Annotated in this window: 16 protein-coding genes; 3 read left to right on the forward strand and 13 right to left on the reverse strand. The window is 40.6% G+C overall.

The window, feature by feature from the left end; genetic code table 11:
- Positions 1-23: 23 nt before the first annotated feature.
- From ACNSN3_RS13125 to ACNSN3_RS13145, 5 genes are all read right to left on the reverse strand, one after another.
- Positions 24-698, reverse strand: a complete 675-nt coding sequence (locus tag ACNSN3_RS13125; RefSeq protein WP_010391736.1) for a TIGR00153 family protein — start codon at positions 696-698, stop codon at positions 24-26.
- Between the two features lie 150 nt (positions 699-848).
- On the reverse strand, positions 849-1,550 hold the full coding sequence (gene phoU / locus ACNSN3_RS13130; protein ID WP_010391735.1) for a phosphate signaling complex protein PhoU: 702 nt from the start codon (positions 1,548-1,550) through the stop codon (positions 849-851).
- A 44-nt stretch (positions 1,551-1,594) separates the two neighbouring features.
- Positions 1,595-2,422, reverse strand: coding sequence for a phosphate ABC transporter ATP-binding protein PstB (gene pstB, locus ACNSN3_RS13135; protein WP_008114812.1), 828 nt, complete (start codon positions 2,420-2,422; stop codon positions 1,595-1,597).
- A 19-nt stretch (positions 2,423-2,441) separates the two neighbouring features.
- On the reverse strand, positions 2,442-4,091 hold the full coding sequence (pstA, locus tag ACNSN3_RS13140; RefSeq protein WP_054202637.1) for a phosphate ABC transporter permease PstA: 1,650 nt from the start codon (positions 4,089-4,091) through the stop codon (positions 2,442-2,444).
- Between the two features lie 15 nt (positions 4,092-4,106).
- Positions 4,107-6,341, reverse strand: coding sequence for an ABC transporter permease subunit (locus ACNSN3_RS13145; protein WP_076921869.1), 2,235 nt, complete (start codon positions 6,339-6,341; stop codon positions 4,107-4,109).
- 421 nt (positions 6,342-6,762) lie between these two features.
- Between ACNSN3_RS13145 and ACNSN3_RS13150 the strand changes: the two genes are divergently transcribed.
- Positions 6,763-7,269, forward strand: a complete 507-nt coding sequence (locus ACNSN3_RS13150) for a glycine cleavage system protein R (protein WP_010391731.1) — start codon at positions 6,763-6,765, stop codon at positions 7,267-7,269.
- Between the two features lie 70 nt (positions 7,270-7,339).
- Here the strand turns inward: ACNSN3_RS13150 and ACNSN3_RS13155 are convergent, their stop codons facing one another.
- The 7 genes from ACNSN3_RS13155 to ACNSN3_RS13185 form a co-directional block, all read right to left on the reverse strand.
- Positions 7,340-7,795 carry a hypothetical protein gene (locus tag ACNSN3_RS13155; RefSeq protein WP_418607677.1) on the reverse strand — a complete coding sequence of 152 codons (456 nt, stop codon included), beginning with the start codon at positions 7,793-7,795 and terminating at the stop codon, positions 7,340-7,342.
- Between the two features lie 145 nt (positions 7,796-7,940).
- On the reverse strand, positions 7,941-11,057 hold the full coding sequence (locus ACNSN3_RS13160) for an efflux RND transporter permease subunit (protein WP_418607679.1): 3,117 nt from the start codon (positions 11,055-11,057) through the stop codon (positions 7,941-7,943).
- Between the two features lie 8 nt (positions 11,058-11,065).
- Positions 11,066-12,565 carry an efflux RND transporter periplasmic adaptor subunit gene (locus ACNSN3_RS13165; protein ID WP_418607681.1) on the reverse strand — a complete coding sequence of 500 codons (1,500 nt, stop codon included), beginning with the start codon at positions 12,563-12,565 and terminating at the stop codon, positions 11,066-11,068.
- Entirely contained in the window at positions 12,555-13,880 is a 1,326-nt protein-coding gene (locus tag ACNSN3_RS13170) for a TolC family protein (RefSeq protein ID WP_418607683.1), read from the reverse strand. The genes ACNSN3_RS13165 and ACNSN3_RS13170 overlap by 11 nt, the downstream gene beginning before the upstream one ends.
- A gap of 108 nt (positions 13,881-13,988) precedes the next feature.
- Positions 13,989-14,363, reverse strand: coding sequence for a hypothetical protein (locus ACNSN3_RS13175; RefSeq protein WP_075169911.1), 375 nt, complete (start codon positions 14,361-14,363; stop codon positions 13,989-13,991).
- A 63-nt stretch (positions 14,364-14,426) separates the two neighbouring features.
- On the reverse strand, positions 14,427-15,035 hold the full coding sequence (locus tag ACNSN3_RS13180) for a paraquat-inducible protein A (RefSeq protein WP_010391723.1): 609 nt from the start codon (positions 15,033-15,035) through the stop codon (positions 14,427-14,429).
- Between the two features lie 53 nt (positions 15,036-15,088).
- Complete coding sequence (locus tag ACNSN3_RS13185) at positions 15,089-16,363, reverse strand: EAL and HDOD domain-containing protein (RefSeq protein ID WP_418607685.1); 1,275 nt, start codon at positions 16,361-16,363, stop codon at positions 15,089-15,091.
- A 265-nt stretch (positions 16,364-16,628) separates the two neighbouring features.
- On the opposite strand from ACNSN3_RS13185, the gene ACNSN3_RS13190 reads away from it, so the two are divergent.
- The gene (locus ACNSN3_RS13190; RefSeq protein WP_076921864.1) at positions 16,629-17,195 is read left to right on the forward strand and encodes a PhnA domain-containing protein; all 567 of its coding nucleotides are present in this window, start codon (positions 16,629-16,631) and stop codon (positions 17,193-17,195) included.
- 126 nt (positions 17,196-17,321) lie between these two features.
- Positions 17,322-18,128: an META domain-containing protein gene (locus tag ACNSN3_RS13195; RefSeq protein ID WP_418607688.1), complete on the forward strand. Its 807-nt coding sequence runs from the start codon at positions 17,322-17,324 to the stop codon at positions 18,126-18,128.
- Between the two features lie 68 nt (positions 18,129-18,196).
- On the opposite strand, the gene ACNSN3_RS13200 is transcribed toward ACNSN3_RS13195, so the two are convergent.
- A complete protein-coding gene (locus ACNSN3_RS13200) occupies positions 18,197-19,036 on the reverse strand; it encodes a 23S rRNA (adenine(2030)-N(6))-methyltransferase RlmJ (protein WP_010391717.1) in 840 nt (279 codons plus the stop codon).
- Positions 19,037-19,057: the final 21 nt, after the last annotated feature.

Genomic DNA, 19,057 nt, shown 5'->3' on the forward strand with positions numbered 1-19,057 from the left:
TTCGTGTTTGAACTGATTTTAAATTAACGAGCTAACATCAGCTCAAGACGTGATCCTACGCGCTCTGCAATATCTGCAAGCTCGCCAACCCATTCAATGATTTTGTATAAAAACATCACATCAACTGGATTTAGCTCACTTTCTACTTTACGTAGTTGGCGGCGTATTCTAATTTGCATTTCATCCGTGTCTTGTTCTATGGCATCCAATTCTACGAGCATTTTTTCAACCAGAGTTACTTCTCTGCCTTTAAAGCCCGTTTCTAACAATTCTTCTAACTCATTGATCGCTTTAGATGCTTGTTTAGTTGCATCAACACAACGAGTTACGTATGCCAAAAAGTCTTCTTGAATCTCTTTTGGTATGATCATCTCACGACCAATTACACGCCCAGCAATGTCTTTTGCCTTGTTAGCAATTTTGTCTTGTTGGGTTACTAATTCGAGCAGATCTGTACGCTCTACCGGCATAAATAATCCGCCAGGTAATTGTAAACGTATAGTTCTTTTCATTTCATCAGCTTCACGTTCTATATTACGAATGGTTAAACGTAGCTCTTCTGCTTGTTGCCACTCTTCTTTAAAAACATGATTAAAAAAAGGTATCAAACTTTCGCTAGCTTGATGAGCCTTTCTGATGTGTTCTTCTATTGGCTTTATAGGTGATTTTGCAAAAACACCTAAAAAATTTGTTGGCATAACTGACCCTTTAATCAATTCAATATGCTGTTCAACCTGAATTTTACAGCATTAAGCTAGATTGTGAACGCTTTTTCTTATTCAATTATTTACAAAAAATAAAAAAGGCAGTGTATTACTGCCTTTGATATTTTTTAGTTATTCGTATCACTACAGTGATTTTTCAATATCTTCTTGAGATGTATGACGAATATCTTTGCCGTTTACAAAATAAATGACATATTCAGCGATGTTTTGACAACGATCACCGATACGCTCTAATGAGCGAACAGACCATACTAAATCCATAATTTTTGGAATTGAGCGCGGATCTTCCATCATGTAGGTCATTATTTGACGAGTAATTGCTTCATACTCTCTATCTACTTTAGCATCCTCTTTATGCACTTCAAATGCGCGTTGCACATCCATACGTGCAAACGCATCTAAAACGTCATGCAACATTTTAGATACTTGGCGACCCATATTTTCAATGTTTACTAATAAATCTTGTTGATCCTTAGTAAATGAGTCTAGTGCAACTTTAGCAATTCGCTTAGCTTCATCGCCAATTCTTTCTAAATCGGCAATGGTTTTTGCTATTGCAATAACCAAACGTAAATCACTGGCTGCTGGTTGGCGCTTAGCAATAATACGGGTGCAATCTTCATCAATACTGACTTCCATTGCATTAACCTTGTAGTCGTTTTCACGTACTTTTTGTGCCAATACCGCATCGTTTTGGCTTACTGCATCAAGCGCGCTATTAAGTTGTTGCTCAACCAATCCACCCATGCTTAATACATGGTTACGAACATCTTCTAGCTCTTGATTAAAACGACCAGAAATATGTTTATTAATGTTGTGTTCCATAATGACCTTCTTTAATAATTCATTGCTTTCGCGTTTTAACCCGACTAGCCGTAACGACCAGTAATATAATCTTCTGTTTTTTTCTTCGTAGGCGTCGTAAATAAGGTATTAGTATCAGAATACTCAATCAGCTCACCCATATACATAAACGCTGTTTGATCTGAAACACGGGCCGCTTGTTGCATGTTGTGAGTAACAATAACCACAGTAAATTTATTCTTTAAATCATTAATTAGCTCTTCGATTACTAAGGTTGAAATCGGATCGAGTGCTGATGTTGGTTCATCAAGTAGTAATACCTCAGGCTCGATCGCAATGGAGCGGGCAATAACTAAACGTTGCTGCTGACCACCCGATAAACCAAATGCGCTATCGTGCAGTCGGTCTTTTACTTCATCCCAAAGAGCCGCACCACGTAGCGATTGCTCTACCACTTCATCTAGCTTACGCTTTTCTTTAATGCCTTGCAGGCGAAGACCGTAAACCACATTCTCATAAATTGATTTTGGAAATGGGTTTGGACGCTGAAACACCATGCCGACATTACGACGAAGGGCTGCAACATCAACGCTTTTATCGTAAATATTTTGTCCATGCAGCATGATTTCGCCTTCAATACGACAAATATCAACCAAGTCGTTCATGCGGTTAATACAACGTAATAAGGTTGATTTACCACAACCTGACGGGCCGATAAATGCCGTTACTTGGCCTTTAGGAATATTCATATTTACTTTACTCAGTGCTTGTTTATCACCGTAGTAAAGGTCGAGATCTTTAATTTCTAGCGCTTTTTGTTCGTCTGTTAAATTATTTAAATCTAACTTCAAGCTTGGCTTTGCTTGGTTTACTTTTGGAGCGACTGTAATCATGTTTGTTACCTATACTAAATTAATGCTCAAGCGATCTGAATTTTTCACGTAAATGGTTACGTATACCAATGGCTGTGATGTTAAGGGTAATAATAACCGACACTAACAAAAAGGCCGTTGCATATACCAGCGGACGCGCCGCTTCAACGTTCGGACTTTGAAAGCCAACATCGTAAATATGAAAACCTAAGTGCATGAACTTTCTGTCTAAATGTATATATGGGAAGTTACCATCAAGCGGTAACGTTGGCGCCATTTTTACCACACCCACCAGCATAAGCGGTGCGACTTCACCCGCAGCACGAGCAACCGCTAAAATTAATCCCGTCATAATTGCAGGGCTGGCCATAGGAATAATGATTCGCCATAGCGTTTCTACCTTAGTCGCACCCAGTGCTAATGAACCATCGCGCACTGTACTAGGAATACGAGATAAACCTTCTTCGGTTGACACTATTACCACAGGCAACGTTAATATAGCCAAGGTAAGTGCCGACCACATCACACCAGGTGTACCAAATACAGGGGTAGGCGATGACTCAGGATAAAATAATTGGTCAACACTACCACCAACCATATAAACAAAGAAGCCTAAGCCAAATACGCCGTATACAATAGACGGAACACCCGCCAAGTTAATAACCGCAATACGGATCATTTTAGTAATTGCGTTTTTAGCCGCATATTCATGTAAGTAAATAGCAGCAACCACGCCAAATGGCGTTACAATAACAGCCATTAACATCACCATAAATACCGTACCAAAAATAGCAGGAAATACGCCACCTTCGGTATTGGCTTCACGTGGGTCATCTGAAACAAACTTACCTAACTGCACAAAGTAATGACCTAGTTTAGCAAAAAAGCCCATATCGTTTGGAAACCATACATCCAACACTTGATATAGCGGGATTGTAACAACCTCACCACGCATATCCTTTACGGTTACTTGGTCACGTTTAGCCTGTTTACGCAGTGCGAATAACTCTTTTTCTAATTCGCCATATTTCGTACGTAAATCAGCACGCGCTTGAGCAAGTTCAGCAACACGTTCGTCGGTTAGCTCGTTATCAAGCAAGTAGGCTTTTTCCTGTAAACGTAAACGCTCTAGCTCATAGTTAATATGCCCTATGTCGCCATTTTGTAAATCAAGCGCTTCGTCGTTTAAGTCAACCGCACGCTCTACAAGGTCATGTAAGGTTTCAACTTTATCAGCTGTTACCGTCTGACCATCTTTAATGACGCTTTCTACATACCCGTAAAAATTACCGTTTTTGCTGCGCTCAAACACCGCAAGTGCTTTAGGCGCTGAGCTTTGTTTGATATCGGTTTCGAGTATCCAGCGAAAATCTAAATCAACATACTCACGGTTACCCGTTTTAATTAGTAAACGCTCAACCTCGTCTTTTTCAAATTTAGAAACATCAATACCGGTTGCCGCTAAACGCGACTTAGGTACTAATTCACGGTCATAAATTTCACCAATAACGGTTTGCTTAGCAATTGAACCTTCAAGCTCATACTGCATAACTTGAGATGGCCAAAAAAAGCTTAGTCCCTTCCATGCAATCATGGCGAGTAAACCAATTACTGAAATTAAACTAATGCTGACAGCACCACCGGTCATCCAAATCCAAGGAGAACCAGACCTAAACCACTGCTTTACCATGTCGTGTTTCTCCACTTACATTGAGCTGTATTTTTCACGCAGCTGCTGACGAACAAACTCAGCAACTGTGTTGAAAATAAAGGTGAATATGAATAATACAAAGGCGGCTAAGAATAGAATTCGGTAATGCGAACTCCCTACTTCCGACTCAGGCATTTCGACGGCGATATTAGCGGCTAAGGTACGCATGCCTTGGAAAATACTCCAATCCATAATTGGGGTATTACCGGTAGCCATAAGTACAATCATAGTTTCGCCTACGGCACGGCCTAATCCCATCATTACTGCAGAAAAAATACCTGGGCTGGCGGTTAATAACACCACACGAATTAGGGTTTGCCACTGCGTAGCACCTAAAGCTAACGAGCCATTTGATAAATGTTTAGGCACACTAAATACCGCATCTTCGGCAATTGAGAAAATAGTTGGAATAACCGCAAAGCCCATCGCGATACCCACTACTAATGAATTACGCTGATCGAAGGTCATGCCTAATTCATTAGTTAGGTATTGACGCACATTGCCATCAAACATCCATAACTCAATACTTTCGCTCATCGCAAACGACAACCAACCAATAAATAACACCACTGGTATTAATAAAATTGAATGTGAGCCTTCAGGGATTTTATGGCGAATAACCGCAGGTAATTTATTCCAGCCTAAAGCGGTTGCTAAAATACCCAATGGCAGTAACACCAGTAAACCAACAATAGCCGGCAAGTGCTCTTCAATTAAAGGCGCTAACCACAAGCCAGCTAAAAAGCCGAGTATTACCGTAGGCAGAGCTTCCATTATTTCAACCGTTGGCTTTACCACACGGCGCAATTCGCTCGACATAAAATAAGCAGTATAAATAGCGGCTGAAATAGCAATAGGTACAGCAAATAACATTGCGTACATAGCAGCTTTTAAAGTACCAAATGAAATTGGCACTAGTGAAAACTTCGATTCAAAATCATCACTGGCAGAAGTAGATTGCCAAATATAACCCGGCTCAGGATAGCCTTCGTACCACACCTCTTGCCAAAGCGCTGACCACGTTACTTCTGGATGCTCGTTATGAATTTCTAAAACCGTCAGCTTGTTATCAGCTAAAATTAGCGCCGCATTTGAACGCGGAGCGATGGCAAACTGCTCAATTGCACCGTCACTGACTTTACCTTGCCATAACTTTGCTTCGCTGGTTGTGTAATAAAGCCCTAATTCACCATTTTGACCTGTTGTAAAAAAGGTACGACGATAAAACTCAGTAAAAATATTCAGCTTGCTTTGTTTGGTAGTTTCAAACGAACGGATTTTTTGAAATTCACGCCCTGAGTCTGTATTGATTTCAAACCACTGGGATATTTCACCGTTATCATTGGCCAACATCAGTGAGTTTGCACCAGCCAATAGTTGTGATGACACTATATTCGCGTTTTCTTCATTGGCAGATAATAATTGAATTTGCTCAACTTCACTTGGGTAGCGGGTATCGAATACGTAAATTTGATTGGCAGAACGAACAAATGTGCGGGTGGTATCTGGCGACATTAATAGCTCATCTACGCGACCATCAACGTTAAGCTCGGTGCGTTCTACTTGCCATTCAACTTCACCGGTAAACATATTTTCTTCGGCTACAAAGCTACTAAATACCACACGTTTATCGGCAGTAAGTGCCACAACGGCTGTTTTGTCTTCATAATGGCTAAAGGCAAAACGCTTAATAGCGGCACCTTGCTCATCAACTTCGAGTGCCATTTCACCCAGTGGATAACCTAAACGCGGAGTTAGCTTACGCTCATTATTAGGGAAGGTGACTAAAAACTTAGGCGCTACAATTGTCACTGTGCCATTTTCTAAACCATACGCATAATGCCCTTGAAAGGGAGCACTATTTGCAAAACTGGTTACCTGCGCGGGTAAAGTAGCATTAAGTGTTTTTAGTTTTTTACCAAACTTTGCTTTATCAACACTGTAGAAGTTAACTTGACCTTGATCATCAAGTAAATAAGCAACCTCAGTTTGCTCCTCAACACCAAGCCCTACTATTTGCTCAGCATTAGCAACATTAAAGCTAGCGCGTTTTTCAACTTTAGCTGACTCGAAAATAGGCTGCACTACATAAAGAAGGTAAAAGAAGATCAATAGCAGTGCTATTAATACCATTATACCGCCTGCGGTTATGCCAAACTTAGCAAACCGGTCTTTAAATAGACGGCTTCGATCCGTATTAAAAGTCGGTTTATTCGGATTTGAAGTCATCAAAACACCCTTATATCTTAACGTTGGGCGCATTATATTTCATCAAAGTGACAGTAATGTTACAGTCGTAATAATTCTTTACTTATATAGAGTCTGTTTGTCTTTGCAGATTAAACTTTCAGCTTTATGAGTGGATTTTAAGCAAAATCACGATTTTAAATAAGATTAAAGTATTGTTTGTAGTAGTGATTGTATTTATTTATACGTTCTTAATGAACTAAATCAATTATTAATTGGACAAACTATTTATCCAAGACAATACTCTATGGGCATCTAATATAACAACAACAAAGTAACCTCTTAAGATGTAACAATCCTTTTGTGGTTAGCTTTTACATACATTTAGAATCACATACATTAGATAGCATCACTTAATGCCTATGCATTTATTTTTTCATTTGGGCTTAAAAAGAGAACTATTATGAAGCAGTTGGTAATAACTATTTTAGGGGAAGATCGCCCCGGTTTAGTAGAAAGTATTTCATCGGTTATATTAGAAAACCATGGCAATTGGTTAAGCAGTAATTTGAGTCACTTACTCGGGCACTTTGCAGGCATTATACAGGTTGAAGTGGCTGAAGAGCATTTACAGACATTTCAAAATGCGCTCAATGGGCTTCCTAAGTTAGATGTTCGCATTGAAAAGGGCAACACTGAAATTGAGCCTGTAGAGCTTGAGCAACTTAATTTTGTGATCACCGGTAACGATCGCCCTGGTATAGTGCAAGAGCTAGCAAGTGTTATTCGCCATAAAGGCGCGAACATTACAAACTTAAACTCTAGGCAGCAAAGTGCGCCAAACTGGGGAGTGCCTATATTTAGTGCTGTTGCCACCGTGAGCCTGCCTAACGGATTGAATAAAGAAGAGGTTATTAATGCACTTGAGTCAATTACGAGTGACTTAGTGGTTGATGTAGAGCAAAGTTAAATCAGCTTAATTATCATGAACACGAAAAAGGCGCTAATTATAGCGCCTTTTTTATGCATAACACCCAGTGCTACATGTCTGCATGACGATTAATACTTTGCATCATCTGCTTCAAACCTTGCTCTTCGAGCTGTAAGATCTCCCCTAGCTTTTCTTGAGCCTCTGGTGACTGCGCTTTATCTGCCAAATAACTGTATGCATTTAATACTTTTTGATGCTGCTGAGATAAATACTCTTGAATCGCTAGTTCATCTAGCTCATTACTGCGATCTAAATCAGTAAAGCTGATGATTTCTGAGTGCTCTGAAAAATATTCATAGCAGTATGTATCTAAAGTCTTTATTTCAGTGATTGCTTTAAAGCCAATTAAATCCTCAGCGAGTTTTTTTTCATACTCAACACAATAATCGATTAACTGTTTGTTATGCTCTCCAAGTAAATCCCTTACGCTAAAAAAATTAGCCGCCATTTGTGTATGAAACTGAACGGTCCAATCGAACACTTCTTGAATTGTTTTAACTTGCATGTGCGTTCCTTACTTTTTAAAACCTATTGGTTAAATAGATGCGTGAATCATGCCAATAAGAAATGCAATAAAATCAGTAGATAAAGAAAGGATTGCCTAACTTGTACTGATATTTTCAGTACAAGTTACACAATCAGTGTAAATATTATAGGTTGCGCTTTCGCCATAATAAATACACCGCGGGTAATACCAGCAATGTTAAAATAATAGCGCTAAACATACCGCCAACCATGGGGGCGGCTATTCGGCTCATTACTTCACTCCCCGTGCCTGTGCCATAAAGCACCGGTAATAAGCCAATCACTATGGTTGCCACTGTCATCATTACCGGACGTACTCGTAGACCCGCACCTTCTAGTATCGCCTGTTTAAGCTGCTCTATACTCAAACTTTTACCCATTTTAGAAGCCGCCTCTACCTGCGCTTTATAGGCTTGGTTTAAATACACCAACATTATAACGCCTATTTCTACGGCCACCCCAGCAAGGGCAATAAAGCCGACCCCCACAGCAACAGAGAAGTTAAAGCTTTCTAAGTACATTAGCCAGATACCTCCTATCATCGCCAGTGGTAAAGTCGCCATAATAATAAATACCTCAGTGAAACTTCTAAAGTTAAGGTAAAGCAGTACTACAATAATGGCTAAGGTAAGCGGTAACACATAACTCAGTTTGGCTTTGGCACGCTCCATGTATTCGTATTGCCCTGCCCAAGTTATAGAGTATCCAGCAGGTAAAATTAGCTGCTCGTTTAGTAATTGCTGAGCATTTGCTACATAACTACCAATATCTGTATCTTTAATATCAATAAAGCTCCAACCATTTAAACGGGCATTTTCACTTTTTATCCCAGGAGGGCCATCACTAATAAATACATCCGCCACATCAGCAAGTGCGATACGTTGACCCGTTGGAGTAACAATAGGTAAAAGCATCAGTTCTTCAGGGGAGTCACGGTACGCTTGTGGATAACGAAGATTTACAGGGTAGCGCTCTTGACCCTCAACCGTTTCAGTCACATTCATGCCACCAACAGCGGTTGCGACTACTTGTTGCACATCAGCAATATTTAAACTGTAGCGCGCTGCTTTTTCACGGTTAATATCTACTTTAATATAACGTCCACCCGCTACACGCTCTGAGTAAACAGACGCCGTACCGGGAAGATCTTTAAGTAATACCTCTATTTGTTGACCTATTTTTTGAATTTCATTCAAATTTGGCCCCGCGACTTTTATACCCACAGGGGTTTTAATCCCTGTAGCCAGCATGTCTATCCGCGTTTTAATTGGCATTACCCAAGCGTTCGTCAGCCCAGGAAACTTAACTAAAGCATCCAGCTCTTGTTTGAGCTTTTCAGTGGTCATGCCTTCGCGCCACTGCTCCTTAGGCTTAAACTGTATAAAGGTTTCAATCATGGTCAGTGGTGCCGGATCGGTTGCCGTTTCCGCTCGTCCAATTTTACCAAATACGGTTTTTACCTCGGGCACAGTGGCAATCAATTTATCGGTTTGCTGCAATAGCTCGCGCGCTTTACCTATTGAAATTCCTGGGTAAGTAGTCGGCATATACATTAGATCCCCCTCATCAAGAGGTGGAATAAATTCACTGCCTATTTTATTTACCGGATAAAAGCCCACTAAAGTGATAACTAGCGCAATCAGCAAGGTGCTTTTTGGAAATTTGAGTACTAGGTTTAACAGCGGCTTATAACTATTTACCAGTAAACGGTTAACTGGATTTTTATTTTCAGATATCACCTTACCCCGAATGAAATAACCCATCAGTACGGGTACTAAGGTAATTGCTAATCCAGCAGAAGCTGCCATTGCATAGGTTTTTGTATACGCTAATGGCGCAAACATTCGTCCTTCCTGAGCTTCTAAAATAAATACCGGCATAAAACTCACTGTAATTATTAATAAGCTAAAAAATAACGCAGGCCCAACTTCACTGGCAGAGTCAATCACCACTTGCCAACGGTTTTCATCTGTTAGTGGCTGTTTCTCCATGTGCTTGTGCATATTTTCAATCATCACAATCGCACCATCGGTCATAGCACCAATCGCTATAGCAATCCCGCCTAATGACATGATATTGGCGTTAATACCCTGCCAGTACATAATAATAAAAGCGGTGAGTATGCCTAACGGTAAGGTAATAATAGCCACCAGCGATGAGCGTACATGGAATAAAAACACCACACACACTAAAGCCACTACAATAAGCTCTTCCATTAATTTAGAAGTGAGGTTATCAACTGCGTCTTTTATTAAATGAGAGCGGTCGTACACAGGTACAATTTCAACCCCCTCTGGTAGCCCTTTTTTAAGTGACTCTAATTTAGCTTTAACGAGCTCTATGGTTTTTTGCGCGTTTTCACCAAAACGCATAACCACTACGCCACCTGCCACCTCGCCTTCGCCGTTAAGCTCGGCAACACCGCGGCGCATTTGCGGACCTAAACGCACATTAGCAACATCACGTAACTGTAGTGCAGTACCGTTAGCGTTTATACCTAAAGGAATGGCTTCTAAATCAGCAACACTTTTTACGTAGCCAGTACTGGTGACCATGTATTCAGCTTCTGCCATCTCAACTACCGATGCACCCATTTCTTGATTGCCTTGCTTAATGGCAGTTTGAATAAGGCTTAGCGGAATACCATAAGCACGAAGCTTATCGGGCTGAACGTTTACTTGGTATTGTTTGACCATGCCGCCTACCGATGCCACTTCGGACACACCGGGTACAGTTTGCAGTTCAAATTTTAAAAACCAATCTTGTAAACTGCGTAATTGGCTGATGTCATGCTTACCGGTGGTATCAGTGAGTGCATATAAATACACCCAGCCAACGCCGGTGGCATCGGGGCCAAGCTCTGCAATTGCCGTACTAGGCAAACGGGCAGATACTTGACTTAGATATTCCTGAACACGACTTCGTGCCCAGTATAAATCGGTGTCTTCGTCAAAAATAACGTACACATAGGAGTCGCCAAAAAACGAAAAGCCGCGTACTGTTTGCGCCCCAGGTACCGATAGCATTGCCGTGGTAATTGGGAATGTAACCTGATCTTGCACTACTTGCGGCGCTTGCCCAGGATAAGATGTTTTAACAATAACCTGTACATCTGATAAATCGGGTAAGGCATCTACAGGCGTATTTTTTACAGAATACAAGCCACCACCAATCAGTATTGCGGTCAGTAATAAAACAAAAAAACGGTTAACAACAGACCAGCGAATAATTGCAGTAATCATAACCACTCCTACTCATGTTGACTGTGCGAAGCATGCACAGGCGTTATTGTATGAATCACAAACTCACCTTGCTCAATGCTAAAGGTAAAAGTAACTTCATCATTAGGCTTGAGCATCTCAGTCATTACATTTTTTGCTAGCATAAAGTCCATTGTTGCAGGTCCTCGGCCCCACTTTTCAATTGCCTCACGGCTGATATTCACAATTCGATTATTAGCATCAATACTATTAATTACTCCATTTACAGTTGCCGTATTTGGGTTGGCATCACTCATTTGCATACTGTTATGCGAAACTGCTTGCATACGTTTAAAGTCAGAGTTTTTACTCGACTCTGAATCAATTAAAAACTGTGCTGAAGTAACCACTTCATCGTCTGCCATAACACCTGATAAAATTTCGGTATTAGCCGCATCACTTCGCCCTAAAGTTACCTCGACCGATTTAAAACGACCTTCCCCAAGTGCAACTACAACACGGTTTTGGCTACCAGTGCGAATAACAGCTTCTTTAGGTACGATTAACTGTTTTTCAGCTACTTGACTATGAATACTGACTTGAGCAAACATATTAGGCTTTAACTGATGGCCTTGGTTATCAAAGCGCAAACGTACTCTTAAAGTACGATTTTTAGCATCTAAGGTAGGGTAAATATAATCCACTTGCCCTTGCCAGCGTTGGCCACTTAAATAATCGAGTGTCATGGTTACAGGCAAGCCAACACGAATAAGTTCTGCTTGGCGCTCAAATACCTCAGCCTCAACCCATACTTCATCAAGCTGAGCAATACTCATCATTGAGGTATCAGGTTTAACATAAAATCCTTCACGAATATTAAGTTCATCAACAACACCACCTTGGCGGGCATAAAACGTTATGTTTTGCAGTACTTGCTGACCTTTTTGCAGACGTGAAATAAAGCCATCAGACACATTGAGTGATTTTAAACGGGCTTTAGCGGCACGAATTAGCACCGGATTATTGCGCTTTAACGCTAACACAAATTCTTCTTGTGCATTCACTAGCTGTGGTGAATATAAGGTATAAAGTGGCTCATCTTGTTTAACCTGATCACCCGCGGCTTTAACGTATAAGGTTTCGACCCATCCCTCTACGCGCGGATGAATATGAATTAGCTGGTCTTGGTTGTATTGCACATAACCTACCGTGTTAACTTCATTTTCAAGTGCAGCAAACGCAACAGGGGCGGTACGCACACCTAAATTATTAATCACTGTGGGTGAAATTTGAATACTGCCAGGCCCTTCATTTGCGCCACTGTCTGACTCTTCGTAAACAGGCACTAAATCCATGCCCATGGGCGATAAACCAGGTTCATCTCGGCGATAATTACTGTCCATGGGTGCGACCCAATAAAGCGGCTCTTTTTTACTACTGGCTTTACTGTCAGTTGGCATAGAGTGCTCACTAGGTAAGCTTAATAATATCCCCGTAGTTAATGCCGCACTACATATAGCCACCAGTAATAATTTTAAATTAGTATTCATAGCTCGGCTCCTGCTGTGGTGTGTTTTTTAAGCTGGTATCATCAGCACTGGCGTAATAATTTAACCTTGCGATAATTATCTTTTGATCAACATGAATGTTTAGGGCGTCTATCTTGGCATTTAATTGACTAATACGCGCTTGCATCACATCTGAGAAATTACCATCATCGCGAGTGTAGGCATTTAGGGTCGCTTGAGCTTGCTCAGCCATTTGCGGCAGCAGCTTGGCTTGATAAAGCTCGGCGCGCTGATGAAGCCGCGCTAACTGGCTAACTTCCTTAAAGTACATCCCTTGTAGCTTTTTAAGGGCTATTAATTTTTGTGTTTTAGCTTCTTCGCTATCAGCAATGGCAGCATTTACTAGTTGGTCTTGGCGGTTATCGGTAAACAGCGGTAAATCAATACTTATACCCACAGAGAAAAGGTCTGCTCGCGAGCCACCCATTGGCATGTCATCACGATAACCGTACCCCATATTAACGCCAATTTGCGGTTTATAGCCTTGCTCAGCCACACTAATTTGAGTTTGCTTTGCCACTATTGCATTATCCATTGCCATAATTGCAGGGTGCTTTAATAGCATGGTCATTAATTGCTGATACTCTAACTCGGTGTAGATTTTTAATGCTGTAAGCTCTGAAAAGTCATCACTGACAGGCAGGCTCAGCATAGCGATAGGCAACCATTGTGTTAGCCGCTTTTTAGCACCTTGTAGCTGCTGCTCCAGTTGCATTAATTTATCTTCAAGGCGGGTTAACTCTAATTGCGCTCGAATAATATCTTGTTGGCGTGTTTTGCCCACCGAGCTTACATAGCTTGATTCTGTAATATCAATGAGCTGAGTAAACAAAGCTTTATCTTGCTCAATTAGTGCAATGCTTCGTTGCGCTCTATAAGCATTGAGCCATGACTCAGTAACTATGGTTTTTACTTGCGCGAGTCTATCTTTACGCAGCCAAGGCTCTGCTGCAGCTGACTGAGAAAGGGCCTTTTGTTGAAGTGCTAGGCTATCGCCTCGGCTCAGTGATTGGCTAATTCCCACTTTAAATTGGGTCATATTTTCTTGATCAAAAGCAAAACCATTAGTTGGTAGGTTCATTAACCCTAATGTAAGCACTGGATCGGGTAAGGTTCCTGCGGCAATACTTTTTGCTTCAATTGATGATTGTTTTTGCTTGCTAGCTTTAAGCCAGGGCTCATGGTTTAAGGCATAGTTAATTGCCTCATTTAAACCTAGTTCAGCACTGTGTACAGAGACACTAATACTCAACAAGCTACTTATACACACGGATTTTAATACTGCGAAGTGATTCATCACTTGCTCCACTTAAATTTAAAAATAACGAATGAAAACGATTAAATTTATAAGCAGATAGATGACAATAAGCTAAATAACTAAATTTTAAATACACCTACCCTGCGATTATGCAGGCATAGGAGGACGGTAAAGAGAACGTGCAAAGTTAACTTGATGCTGTATTACAGCATGTTGCACTTTTTCAGAGGGTAATTTGGAGGCTATAAATAGTGAGTTTACATGCAAGGCTGAATGCGAACTACAAGCACTCATCGGGCAACTGCAATCTTGGGTTAACGTGCTTTGCTCACTACAGCAATCCATAGACATGGTTGTTGTATCAGCATCGTCACTCATTGCCATCTTACTATGCTGCATCGATGCATGGGTTGCCATGTTCGTATGCGGCATATCACATACCATAGATACAGACGCAACGGCTTGACCCACAAAAGTGAGTAACAAAGTTAGCGTGAGTAAAATACAGTAAATACGTTGCAATGAATTAACCTAAAAATAAATAGACGTTTAAAGTTTATGGGAACTGTGTTTAAAACTCAATAATTAACTGGTTTTTACTACTGGCTTTATGAAGCTACTGGCCGCAATGGCGAACAAGCAATAGCCGGTAAAATACCAAAAACCAGTACCAAACTCAGCATGCATATTAAGTAAATCTTCTGAGTTCGCGTTTGCATTACCAGCCATGTAAGCCACTATTAATGCAATAACAAACACATCCACCATACTCCATTTACTTAAACCGATAATCACCTTACCAAGATTGTGCTTAAACGAAGTCTCCTTCAGCACACAATACAACAATTGAAGCAGCAGCTTAATTGTTGGGATCACCATTGAAAAAAACGCCACTAGTATCGCCACTAAGTAGTTTTTGTTATCGGCCAGCTCGTTAACGGTGCCCCAAATACTGCGCGTTTTTTGATAAGCGCTGATCTCGCCTTCAAGTTTATCTAACCCCAACATACTCGAGATCATCATTAGCATATTACGGGTGTTTTGATTCCCTTCATCTGCCAACATTTCAATGCCCGCCTCAGCAAGTTTAGACTTATCAATTTTACCTTCCATACTCAGTACGGGCTGAGTCACCCCGGGAATTAATAAAGCTAAGGCAATTAAAATAGTGGTAATAGGTAAAAATAAACGCATGGTGTAATACTAAGTAAAATCAATATGTGCCAATCATACCCAAACGTTTTGCGTTAGTCTTGCTCAATAATAGTGGCCAATAGTTCATCCGCATACTGGCGTGCATCCAACATGGCGCTAAATACGGTCTCAATATTCGAGGCTGGGCGAATAGTTTCTAACAACTTTTTAGCCAATTGCCAATTATCTTCCTCTACCGCTTTTATTAAATGTAAAGAATTACCCATCATGCCTTCAAAACTTAATAGTGCACCAGATAACTCAGCCCCTAAACTAAACTCTTTAGCAATAGCTTCCAGCTCCATATCTAAAATAGCATCAAGCACCGACATTAAGCCGACTAAATAACCTTGTTCTGCAATGACTTTTCCGCCTGGTTCTAAAATTATTTGCATGAACTGCGCTCGACATAAGCCTAAACGAGTAAGTTCACTGGGCTTATCTGAGCCAAGCTCGCTTAGCGCCAATACTCGTACAAACTTTCTAATAGAATCTTCCCCTAAATACACAACCGCCTGAGGAATAGACGTTATCACTAAATTTTTATTAGCAGAGCGAGCATTCACTAGTTTTAGGACGCGTGCAGTCAAACCGACATCTTTAGAAATGCGTAGATTAATTTCATTAAAGTCTAAATCTGTGCGGGATGTGCAACGCAGTAAGTCTAAAACAGCCATTTTTAAGGGTTCAATATTGCTGTAACTGAGCATTTCTGGATGTGCAAAAAAGAACCCTTGAAAATAATCGCATCCAGCCTCTTTAAGCTGCCTAAATTCATCATAGGTTTCAATTCGCTCTACCACTATTTTAATATTAGGAAAATTGCGTTTGAGCTTTTTCAGCAACATGCTGGTTTTTATTACGGGCTCTTCAACTTCAAGCTTAATATAATCAACCAAACTGAGTAATGGTTGCCATTTTTCATGTGAGTCGTAGTCATCTAACGCAAATACATATCCTGCTTTTTTTAACTCTGTCACTCTCTCAACAACAAGCTCTATATTTTCAGTGCGCTCAACAATTTCAATTACAGTATTCTCAGGCTGTAATAATTTAGGCAAATCCTCTAAAAGCCCCTCGCTCGATAAATTAATAAACGCAGTTTGATTGAGCGTTAGCTTTTCTATGCCAACCAGCATTAGCGCATTAAAAAAAAGTCGCCCAGTGGCTTGCCCGTCAGTTGTTCCTACAGGAAAAGCATTATTAACTGAATCGCGATAGAGCAACTCATAAGCAAAAATACTTTTATCACCGTCAAAAATTGGTTGCCTAGCAATATATTGAGTAACCAAAATAGATGAATTTTTTACCTCTAGATTATTTGGCATTAATCTTCCTACTTAACAGTGATGTCATCATTATTTTTTATTATTTAACCAGTATAGTGAAACTTTAAAGACTTGCTGCAATTTTAATTAGATTAAAAACAAACAAATAAGACTAAATTTATAACCCTAGAGCAGAATTATTAGTATCCTCATTTTTTATAGGGTTTTTGAGTTTACAACTGCTCTAAGCATACCCAAAGGTTATGGTTATAAGGTATAATGCGATTATTAATTTTTTATAAACTCACAAAAAAGAGTCCCTTATATGAGCATTGAACAAGCCTTAATAGAACGTAGCAGTAACCAATGTGAACTCTGCGCAGCAACAGACGACCTAACTGTATACGAAGTTCCTCCTGTTACCGAAGCTCATTCAGATAAATGCATCTACACCTGTCAAACATGTAAAGATCAAATTGAAGGCAATAGCGATTTAACCCCGACCCATTGGCATTGCTTAAATGACAGTATGTGGAGTCAAACACCTGCGGTACAAGTTGTTGCTTATCGCATGCTGACTCAGTTAGCAGCTGATAACGGATGGGCACAAGACGCGCTAGATATGATTTACCTTGAAGAAGACACATTAACATGGGCGCAGCAAGCGCTTGCTGAAGATGATGATATTAAACACATTGATAGCAATGGTGTAGTACTACAAGCTGGCGACACCGTCACGTTAATAAAAGATTTAGATGTGAAAGGTAGCAGCTTAACAGCAAAGCGCGGTACAGCCGTGCGCAATATTGGCTTAACCAGCAACCCTGAACATATTGAAGGACGTGTTGATGGACAGCGTATTGTAATTTTAACTAAATACGTAAAAAAATAAGTAATAAATCAAGGCGCCTAGCGCCTTTTTTTATATCTCGACTTTCTTTATTTGCTAGTTAAGCAATGATTAAGCAATTCAACCGTATGCTAGCGACCTTATACCATACTCCATCAAGGAACTCTTATGTTCTCATCGAAGCCAAATTCAATGTTAAAGTCGATTGCAGGCTTGTGTTTTCTAGCAAGTGGCACACTTATGCTGAGCGCATGTAACGATGACGCAGCGCAGCAAAATAGTGCTGTGGCGCAAACAATGACCACCTTACCTGTGCAAGTTAGTTACTTAGATCGCAGCCTAATTGCGCCTAATTCACAGCTAACCGTTACCTTGGTTGATGTGTCAAAAATGGATGTGGCAGCAACGGTTATCTCTGAGCAGGTAATTGATTTAGTAGGCGCACCGCCTTATAAAGTAGAGCTTGAGTATAACCTTGAAAAGATTGACCCAACTCACCGCTATAGCGTGCGTACAACCATTAATAATCAAGGAAACTTGCTATACACCAGCACAACGAGTAACCCGCCTTTTGATAATACGGCCTCATCAGAGCCTTTAGAGATTATTGTTTCAAAAGTAGCGCCAAAGCCAGACGTTGACTTAGTAAACACCTACTTCAAAGCAGTTTCAATCGACGGCAACCCTGTTGTAGTGAATACCAAAGAGCCATTTATTCAGTTTAATAGTGATAACACTGTACACGGCTTTTTAGGATGTAATAACTTTAATGGCGGTTATGAAGTATCGAAGCAAGCAGTGACTTTTACGCAGTTAGCTACCACGCAAAAAATGTGTCATGACAATATGGAACAAGAAAGCGCGATGGCGGCTGTGCTTCAGGCAGCAACGCAATGGCAAATTAATGGTGAAAAATTAGTATTACAAAATGAGGCAGGCAACCAACTTGCTACCTTTAACGCTGTTTACTTTTGATTAAGAACGTAACAATACCCCACATCTAAGCAAATAAATAAGCCCAGTTAAACTGGGCTTATTTATTTTTATTCGGCGACTAGCTGCTCGCTACGGTAAAAACCACTAGGCTTACTCAACAAGTTTACTAGTTCAGGTAACACGTCATCCATCGTTTGTTTCAGCTTCCATGGTGGATTTATCACTATCATTCCAGAGGCGGTCATACCATGTACTTCTGTATCTGCTTCGGTACCTAATTCAAATAATTGAATATTTTTAATTCCCGCGTCAATTAAACCCTGCTCCATATTATCAATACGTTCTCTGTCCACAACCGGATACCAGATCATATATGTACCCGTCGCAAAGCGTTGGTGGGCTTTGACTATGGTTTGTACTACCGTATTGTAATCGTCTTTTATTTCATAAGGTGGGTCTATTAACACACAGGCTCTGCGCGAGGCTGGCGGTAATAAACCAATTAAGCCCGCAAACCCATTTTCGCCGCGCACTCGAATAGAACGCTTACCTTGCATGTTTTCTTCAAGTAATACCAAATCTCGCGGATGCAACTCAAAAAACCAGCCCTTATCTTGGCGGCGTAAAAAGTGTTCGGCGATTTTTGGTGAACCTGGGTAAAAAGCCAGAGACGAACTTTCATTAAACGATTTTATTAATTCAATGTAGTCGTTTAAGGCACCGTGCTGACTGGTATGTTGCCAAAGTTTTTCTATGCCATCTTGGTACTCTTGGGTTTTTTGCGCGTCTGGTGCTGCCAGCTCAAAAAAACCAGCACCCGAATGCGTATCGATATAGTCAAGCGGCTTATCTTTTATTGTTTGATAACCCAGCACTTGCGCTAACACTAAATGTTTAAGTACATCGGCAGGGTTACCCGCATGAAAGGAGTGTCTGTAACTAAGCATTATTTATTTTCGCCATACGCT

Source organism: Pseudoalteromonas sp. US3C1004, from assembly GCF_048401065.1.
Taxonomy (GTDB): domain Bacteria; phylum Pseudomonadota; class Gammaproteobacteria; order Enterobacterales; family Alteromonadaceae; genus Pseudoalteromonas; species Pseudoalteromonas undina.